The organism is Sneathiella sp., assembly GCF_029233945.1.
Taxonomy (GTDB): domain Bacteria; phylum Pseudomonadota; class Alphaproteobacteria; order Sneathiellales; family Sneathiellaceae; genus Sneathiella.
Genome location: NZ_JARGOQ010000088.1, coordinates 1 through 7,238 on the forward strand (window position 1 = coordinate 1; position 7,238 = coordinate 7,238).

The following is a 7,238-nucleotide window of genomic DNA, read 5'->3' on the forward strand; positions in this document are numbered from 1 at the left end:
AGGTCGGCTGGATCATCGTATCGTTTCTGTTGGCGGTGATGTCCTATTTCTGCATCGAACAGCCGTTTCGAAATCGCACGCTGATCACGCCCAAACCGTTTTATATCTCTTTGGTGGCGGTGGCGGCTTTGATCCTTTCCGTCACATTATTCGGCGATCCTGTTAAAATTGCCCAGCTGAGTTTCCTGCCAGAATAGGCCCCGGCCTGTCCCTGCATCAGCTTTGGGTTGCGCATTCTCCGCCCCTCGGGATAGATTGACACTCTGGCTGAAGCGGAGCAAACAGATGAAAATAGCGATACTGACCTTTCAGGGCTTTAACGAGATTGATTCCCTCGTCGCCTTCCGGATGCTGCACTGGCTGCAAAAGCCGGGATGGGAGATCACCGTCTGCTGCCCGGAGGCGGAGGTGACGTCCATGGGCGGTCTTACCATCCGCGCGCAATCCACGCTGGAAGAGGCGAGCGACGCCGATGCGGTGATGATCGGCAGCGGCTCGATGACGCGCCAGATTGTCGAGGATGAGAGCATCATGAGCCGCATCAAACTTGACCCCGCCCGTCAGGTGATTGCCGCGCAATGCTCCGGCACCCTGATGGCGGCGAAGCTCGGGCTGCTGGGCGGGGTGCCCGCCTGCACCGACAGCGCCACCAAGCAGTGGGTGCTGGACGTCGGCATCAAAGTTCTGAACCAGCCGCTTGTCGCCCATGGCAATGTGGCGACGGCGGGCGGCTGTCTCGGCTCCGCCTATCTCACCGGCTGGACCATCGCCATGCTGGACGGGATGGAGACGGCGTCAACGGCGCTTCATTATTTTGCGCCGGTCGGCGAGAAGGACGGATTTCTCAAGCGCGCCCGGCAAAATATCACGCCGTACCTGTCTGCGGAAAAAGCCGCCTGACTGATCTTTAAGTTGATTTAGAGGCGAAAAAAGCGCAAAAGTGAAGCCCTGTTTCATAATGTTGTCCGGACTATCATCTTGCTTACACGGCGAAAATTCCTCTTTTCTTTTTGCGTGACCTCCCTTGCGGTGCTTTCCTCTTCCCTTCCAAAGCGGGTGTTTGCCGCCCCATCGGCAAATTCATCCCGCTCGAACTGGTTGCTTAAAGAGGGCGATATCTGATGATCTCCGACCTTGAGGGCGCGGATGAAGGGTCGGTTATTGAAAGTGATGTCTGCATCGTCGGCGCCGGCGCGGCGGGCATTTCGATTGCCCTTAAACTGGCGGCGCTGGGGAAGACGGTCACCCTGTGTGAGGCGGGCGGGTTTGAGTATTCGGAAATATCCCAGGAAGTGTATCAAGGTGAGGTGCGGGGGGACCCGTATTTCGATCTTGAGATTGCGCGGCTGCGGTATCTAGGGGGCACGACGAACCACTGGGCGGGCGACTGCCGGACCTTCGATTCGATCGATTTCGACCGGTCGTTTATTTCCGAGGAACTTAAATGGCCGATCAGCAAAACGGATCTCGATCCGTTCCTGGATGAGGCCTGCGGCATCCTCGATATCGACCCCGTCTTTTACGACAGTGACTATGTGGCGGGTATCAAGTCGGTCAATTACAAGGTCTCGCCGCCGACCCGGTTCGGCGAAAAATACCGGGCGGCACTTCAGGCGTCCGATACGATCGGGCTCATGCTGAACGCGAATATTGTCGATGTCGTTGTTAACGACCGGAATATCTCCGCCGCGATTTTCAAATCCTATAACGGCAAGGAACTCACCGTTCGCGCCGATAAATTCGTGCTGGCCACCGGCGGCATCGAGAACAGCCGTATTCTTTTATGGCTGCACCAGAACCAGGGCGATGCGCTTTATGACGGCGCGCTTCCCGTCGGCAACTACTGGATGGAACATCTGGAATATATTCTGGGCGAGGCGCTGGTGGATAGCGACATTGTCGAGAGAAACGCATTTGTTCTTGCGGATGAAACGCAAAGGGAGGAAAAAATCCTCAACTGCGTCCTCAGGACAATTGGCGTCCCCAAATCGACCACAAAACAGCTGGTAACGGATTTATTGTGCGTTGCGCCGAGCATCGGGGAGAAAATGGCGGGGCTGGTCGGGAAAAATCTCGCCTGCGGAGCAATTTTCGAAGTGTCCTGCGAACAGTTGCCGGTGCGGTCCAACAGGATCACCCTCTCCAGGACCGAGAAGGATAAATTCGGCAAACCGAGGCCGGTTCTGTACTGGAAGAAGAGCCCGCTCGAAAAGCGCACGGTTGCCGCCGCCGCGCGGGCCTTTAATAAATGGTTGATCGATCAGGATCACGGACGGCTCCGGCTTGACGGGTGGGTGCTCGACGACAGGCCGTTTCCCGAGCCTGAGGATCTGGGCGAATATCATCATATGGGCGGCACCAGAATGGGCGAGAGCACGGAGACATCCGTCGTCGACCTGAACTGCCGCGTTCACGATACCGATAATCTCTACATTGCCGGTTCCTCCGTCTTCGCCACGGGCGGATACAGCAACCCCACACTTCCCATTGTCCAATTGAGCTTGCGCCTGGCCAATCATATTGCCCAATCCTGAGGAAGCGGATGAAAGCGCTTTATGACGATATCGGCATCGACTATGCGGCCCAGAGGCGGACCGAGCCGAGGATCGCGGCCCGGCTGTACGCTCACCTCAAAGGCGCGACGCGGATCGTCAATATCGGCGCCGGCACCGGGAATTATGAGCCGGACGGCGCCGATCTGGTGGCGGTCGAGCCCTCATCGGAGATGATTGCGCAGCGTAAGCCCGGCGCGGCCGAGGTGGTGCGCGCGGCGGCGGACAGGCTGCCGTTCGAGGACGGGGCCTTCTCCCATGCGATGACCGTCCTCTCCCTGCATCACTGGACGAACCGGGAGACGGCCTTTGATGAGATCAACCGCGTCGCGACGGAGGGCTTCGTGACCCTGACCCTTGAGGCGACCGCGCCGCCCTTCTGGCTCACACAAGACTATTTCCCCGACATCTACCGCAACGATCTCGCGATCTTTCCCTCTATTGAGGACTTCAGGGCGCATTTTGACGAGGTCGAGGTCACCCCCGTGATGATCCCGGAAGATTGCATCGATGGCTTTCTCGCGGCCTTCTGGAAACGGCCCGCCGCCTATCTCGACCCCCGCGTCCGCCAGTCGATTTCCGCCTTCTCCAAGGTCTCCGGCATAGAGGGCCCGCTTGCGCGGCTGAAAGACGACCTTGAAAGCGGCAGCTGGGCAGAAAAAAATAAATCCATTCTCGACCTTCCCGCCCTCGATGCGGGCTACCGGATTGTCTCGGCGAGGACGCGGTACAAAGGGAAATAAATGCTGTACTCTTTTTGAGGGGGCGCAATATGGCAAGGGAACAACAACAATGAGCACCATACCCGACGGTTTTACGAAAAGCCCGCGCAAGAGCCCGCTCACCGATCCGTGGGAGCCGATCTACGTAAAAATGGCGGCGGACGGCGGCATCCTCGGCATAGAGGTGCGGGAGGCCCATTGCAATGGCCGGGGATTTGCCCATGGCGGGCTGATCGCCTCGCTTTCCGATAATACCATGGGCATGTCCCTTGTCCTGAAGGCGCGGGAGAAATTCGGTAACGACAGCTTAAGCGCCGTGACGCTCAGCATGACCACCGACTATATCGACAGCGCCCAAATCGGCGACTGGCTGGAATTTCGCGCGGGCGTGCTGAAAATTGGCCGTTCCATCGGCTTTACCGAGATGAAGGTGGTGGCAACAAAGGGCGGGGAGGAAAAGCTGATCGCGCGGGCCAACGCCTCCTTCAAGCTTGTCTGACCCCCCGCAATAGGTGCATGATAGACACGCGCCGCGAGACGGGCGCGGATCAACGGGGAAAATAACCATGCATGTGACAATGACACCGATATTCGCGGCCCTGCTCGGGCTGATCTTTTTCTTCCTGAGCCTCCGCACCTCGCTGGAGCGGCGGCGGGCCAAGGTCTCGCTCGGCGATGGGGGCGATCCGGGGCTGCAGGGAGCAATCCGCGCCCATGGCAATTTCATCGAATATGTCCCGATCTCGCTGCTGCTGATGGCGTTCCTCGAAATGCGCGCCGTCAGCATCTATGTGGTGGCCGTGCTCGGGGTGATGCTGGTGGCCGGCCGGTGCCTTCACGCCATCGGCATCAGCCGCGCCAACGCAAGTTTCCGCTTCCGCCAGATCGGCGCGGTGCTTTCCCTCCTCGTCCTGCTGATCGCCAGTCTCTGGTTGCTCTATACCTATCTGATTTGAGGGGGCGGGATGCGGGCATGTTGACGATCTATGGCGATGTGAATTCCGGCAATTGTTACAAGGCCAAGCTGGCGGCGGAGCAATGTGGGCACGCTTATGATTGGCGACCGGTTGATATTCTGAAAAAGGAAACCCATACGGAGGATTTCCTCGCGAAAAACCCGAACGGGAAAATCCCGTTGCTGGAGTTGGAAGATGGCACATGCCTCAGTGAATCCAACGCGATCCTCTTTTTCCTGGCCCGCGATACGGCCCTTTTCCCGGCGGATAAACTCGCGCAGGCCCGTGTTCTGCAATGGCTCTTTTTCGAGCAATACAGCCATGAGCCCTATATCGCCGTTGCGCGTTATATCATCCGCTATCTTGGCCGCCCGGCGGAGATGGAGGAAACGCTGCAATCCAAGATGGCCGGGGGATACAAGGCTCTGCAAGTGATGGAAACGCAGCTTGCAAAAACCCCCTTCCTGACCGGCGAGAGCTATTCCATTGCGGATATCGGGCTGTTTGCCTACACCCATGTGGCGGCGGAAGGGGATTTCGACCTCTCCCGCTTCCCCGCAGTTTTGGACTGGATCGACCGTGTGAAGCAGCAGCCCGGATATGTCCCGATCGGGTGAGATTTTTCCTAAGTGCTACAATATGTAGTAGCAAAATTATAAAAATTGGGATATTTCCTTGACGTTCATGTTTTGTGCTAGTAATTTAAAGAAATGGTGATCAATGACTTACGATGGGCGATCTGTAGCAAATTTTATTTTAGATTACTGTGACGAGAGGGGTTATTCAGCGACAAATCTCTCGCTACAGAAGATCGTTTATTTTTGTCATGTTTGGTCTTTGGTAAAACTTGATCGTCCGCTTGTCCGGCATAAATTCGAAGCGTGGAAACACGGTCCGGTTTTACAATATCTATATCGGGAATTTAGTTCTCTAGGAGACCAACCAATTACAAAGCGAGCTACCCAACTCGATAGATTTACTGGGTGTAGTATTATTGCTCAGTATGAGTTCAACTATGAGACTGAAGAATTGTTGCGAAGTGTAATTGATTTTTATTGTCGCTTTCCAGCATGGCAACTGCGAGAGATCAGTCATGTTGAAGGTGGTCCATGGGATCAAGTCTGGAAAAGTGGTGGTAATGTTAATCCTGGAATGAAAATAGAAGATGATTTAATTCGCGGTTTCTATTCCAATGTTCGAGAGCCACATTTAATTCAATGAGGTAAAAGTTGGTAAAGAAACTTAAAATACCGTCCCTTCAACATCTATCAAGAAATTGGCGTGAGAATCCGACACAAATTCAAAAAGAATTAGTACGGCTGGCGAAAAACTCTCCTACCTTTAACTACATCCCGCTTTTTTCTGCGGTAAATGATTTGCTGGTGCTGGGTCAGTCATTTGAACAAGTATATGAAGGAATAAGTATTGGAGTTAAACGTGAAAATGTACGTGATAATTTTTTGGAAGTATTGCCTCTAATCCAAGAATATTTTGATGGAGTGTCTCCGAATTTTTACCAAACGGTGGCGATGCGTTATTACCCAATCGGACAGGATCTGGTTATTCCGTTTTCTCCACCGCTCATATACGGCGTTGGAGGACAAATTTGTTTTCCGTGGTTTAGTTTTTGGAGAACAAATCCGCTCAAAGAACAGAATCTTTCTTTATTCGTTACACTTGTAGAAGAAATGCTCCTTCAAGACCCTGATCTTGATGAAGCGAAATTTGAAATATTGGATTTTAGCGCGCCAAAGGGAGATAGGGCGAGGGCGTTATTTATTCAAGATGCTCGTGATATCCCTAGAGTAAGTCACTCTGAGAAGACAGAGATGCTGGAAATCTTTGCGGAGGGATTTCTGCGGGCGCAAAATCAGCTTGTGAGCGAACCTGAGGAAACAGACAAGGACGTTTTGCAAATACTGGATAGCCGACAGATTGATCTTTTTGACTCCTAATGAATGTCTAATCAGAAAACCATAACGTCAGTAAGAGCCACTGCGCCGCCTATTCCTCCGGCCAGGGGTTTTTCCAGGCGGGGATGTGTGCCAGGCCGTCGAGCCAGCGGGTGATGTTCGGGAAATCTTCGAACGGCATTTCCGCCTCCCGCCAGTAGCGGGCCATGGAGGCGAGGGCGAAATCGGCGAGGGTCAGGCGGTCGCAGGCGACGAAATCACGCCCTTCCAGATGCGCGTCCAGCACTTTTGCGTATTTCACGCAGTTCTTCGCGGCTTTTTCCAGAACCTTTGCGTCGGGCGGTCCCATATTGAAGGTCTTCTTCACGATATGTTCGACATAATAGGGGCCGACGGCAGGGGTCCAGTGCCCCTCGTTCCAGGTGAGCCAGCGGAGGACCTGCACCTGCTCGTCGAGATTTTCCGTGGGCCACATGTCGGAGCCCGCCTTGATGGCGATATGCGCCATGATCGCCGATGATTCCCAGAGCGTCACCTCGCCATCGACCATCGTCGGGGCCTTGCGGTTGAGGTTGAGCGCCTTATACTCCGGCGTGTGCAGGCCGCCCGTCACGGGATCGATGCGGATCAGTTCCGCCGCCACCCCCAGATGCTTGATCAGCGCGAGCACGCGCATCGGCGCCTGCGCCTTTATCCAGTATATCTTCATCCCTCATCCTCCCCGTTTTTGAAAACCATGCCCGCAAGGGCTGGGCGCTGTCAATAACGGATGGGAACTGGTGGATCAGTGCTGGGTGGGAGGGTCGGTGCGGCGGCGGCCGTGCTGGCTGCTCTTCTCGATCTCGCCGTTGATTTCCTCGGCGATATCGTTCCAGCCATATTGCCGCGCCGCATGATAGGCGCGCTGCAACCCGCAGGTATCGATGAGGTTCTGCGCAATTGCCCGTTTGCGCTTGTCGAGGGACTGACTGGCCATCTACTCTAACTCCGGTTCCACGTTCAAGAACGCTGCATTTAGGAGCAGATTAAGGCCAAATCGTGAACTTAACGTAAAGAGGCGAGGGGGCGGGTTTTACGCCGCCCCGATCCGCCGGG

The 7,238-nt window shown here is 55.1% G+C and carries 11 protein-coding genes; 9 read left to right on the forward strand and 2 right to left on the reverse strand.

All coding sequences use genetic code 11. The annotated features are described in order from the left end of the window. The 9 genes from P1U71_RS17265 to P1U71_RS17305 form a co-directional block, all read left to right on the forward strand. A partial coding sequence (locus tag P1U71_RS17265) for a hypothetical protein (RefSeq protein WP_301106917.1) occupies positions 1 to 197 on the forward strand: 197 nt, incomplete at its 5' end. An 88-nt stretch (positions 198 to 285) separates the two neighbouring features. Then, positions 286 to 900, forward strand: coding sequence for a DJ-1/PfpI family protein (locus tag P1U71_RS17270; protein WP_301106918.1), 615 nt, complete (start codon positions 286 to 288; stop codon positions 898 to 900). A 221-nt stretch (positions 901 to 1,121) separates the two neighbouring features. Then, complete coding sequence (locus P1U71_RS17275; protein ID WP_301106919.1) at positions 1,122 to 2,534, forward strand: FAD-dependent oxidoreductase; 1,413 nt, start codon at positions 1,122 to 1,124, stop codon at positions 2,532 to 2,534. Between the two features lie 8 nt (positions 2,535 to 2,542). Then, complete coding sequence (locus P1U71_RS17280; RefSeq protein ID WP_301106920.1) at positions 2,543 to 3,295, forward strand: class I SAM-dependent methyltransferase; 753 nt, start codon at positions 2,543 to 2,545, stop codon at positions 3,293 to 3,295. Positions 3,296 to 3,344: 49 nt separating this feature from the next. Beyond that, positions 3,345 to 3,773 (forward strand): PaaI family thioesterase, encoded by a 429-nt coding sequence (locus P1U71_RS17285; protein ID WP_301106921.1) that lies wholly within the window; start codon positions 3,345 to 3,347, stop codon positions 3,771 to 3,773. Positions 3,774 to 3,840: 67 nt separating this feature from the next. Then, the gene (locus P1U71_RS17290; protein ID WP_301106922.1) at positions 3,841 to 4,230 is read left to right on the forward strand and encodes an MAPEG family protein; all 390 of its coding nucleotides are present in this window, start codon (positions 3,841 to 3,843) and stop codon (positions 4,228 to 4,230) included. Between the two features lie 17 nt (positions 4,231 to 4,247). Further along, the gene (locus tag P1U71_RS17295) at positions 4,248 to 4,847 is read left to right on the forward strand and encodes a glutathione S-transferase family protein (protein ID WP_301106923.1); all 600 of its coding nucleotides are present in this window, start codon (positions 4,248 to 4,250) and stop codon (positions 4,845 to 4,847) included. 103 nt (positions 4,848 to 4,950) lie between these two features. Next, positions 4,951 to 5,451 (forward strand): Panacea domain-containing protein, encoded by a 501-nt coding sequence (locus P1U71_RS17300; protein WP_301106924.1) that lies wholly within the window; start codon positions 4,951 to 4,953, stop codon positions 5,449 to 5,451. Between the two features lie 8 nt (positions 5,452 to 5,459). Continuing rightward, positions 5,460 to 6,185: a hypothetical protein gene (locus tag P1U71_RS17305; protein ID WP_301106925.1), complete on the forward strand. Its 726-nt coding sequence runs from the start codon at positions 5,460 to 5,462 to the stop codon at positions 6,183 to 6,185. Between the two features lie 49 nt (positions 6,186 to 6,234). Here P1U71_RS17305 and P1U71_RS17310 read toward each other — a convergent pair whose 3' ends face one another. Both P1U71_RS17310 and P1U71_RS17315 read right to left on the reverse strand, forming a co-directional pair. Then, positions 6,235 to 6,852 (reverse strand): glutathione S-transferase family protein, encoded by a 618-nt coding sequence (locus tag P1U71_RS17310; RefSeq protein ID WP_301106926.1) that lies wholly within the window; start codon positions 6,850 to 6,852, stop codon positions 6,235 to 6,237. A gap of 75 nt (positions 6,853 to 6,927) precedes the next feature. Then, the gene (locus P1U71_RS17315) at positions 6,928 to 7,119 is read right to left on the reverse strand and encodes a hypothetical protein (RefSeq protein WP_301106927.1); all 192 of its coding nucleotides are present in this window, start codon (positions 7,117 to 7,119) and stop codon (positions 6,928 to 6,930) included. Positions 7,120 to 7,238 lie beyond the last annotated feature (119 nt).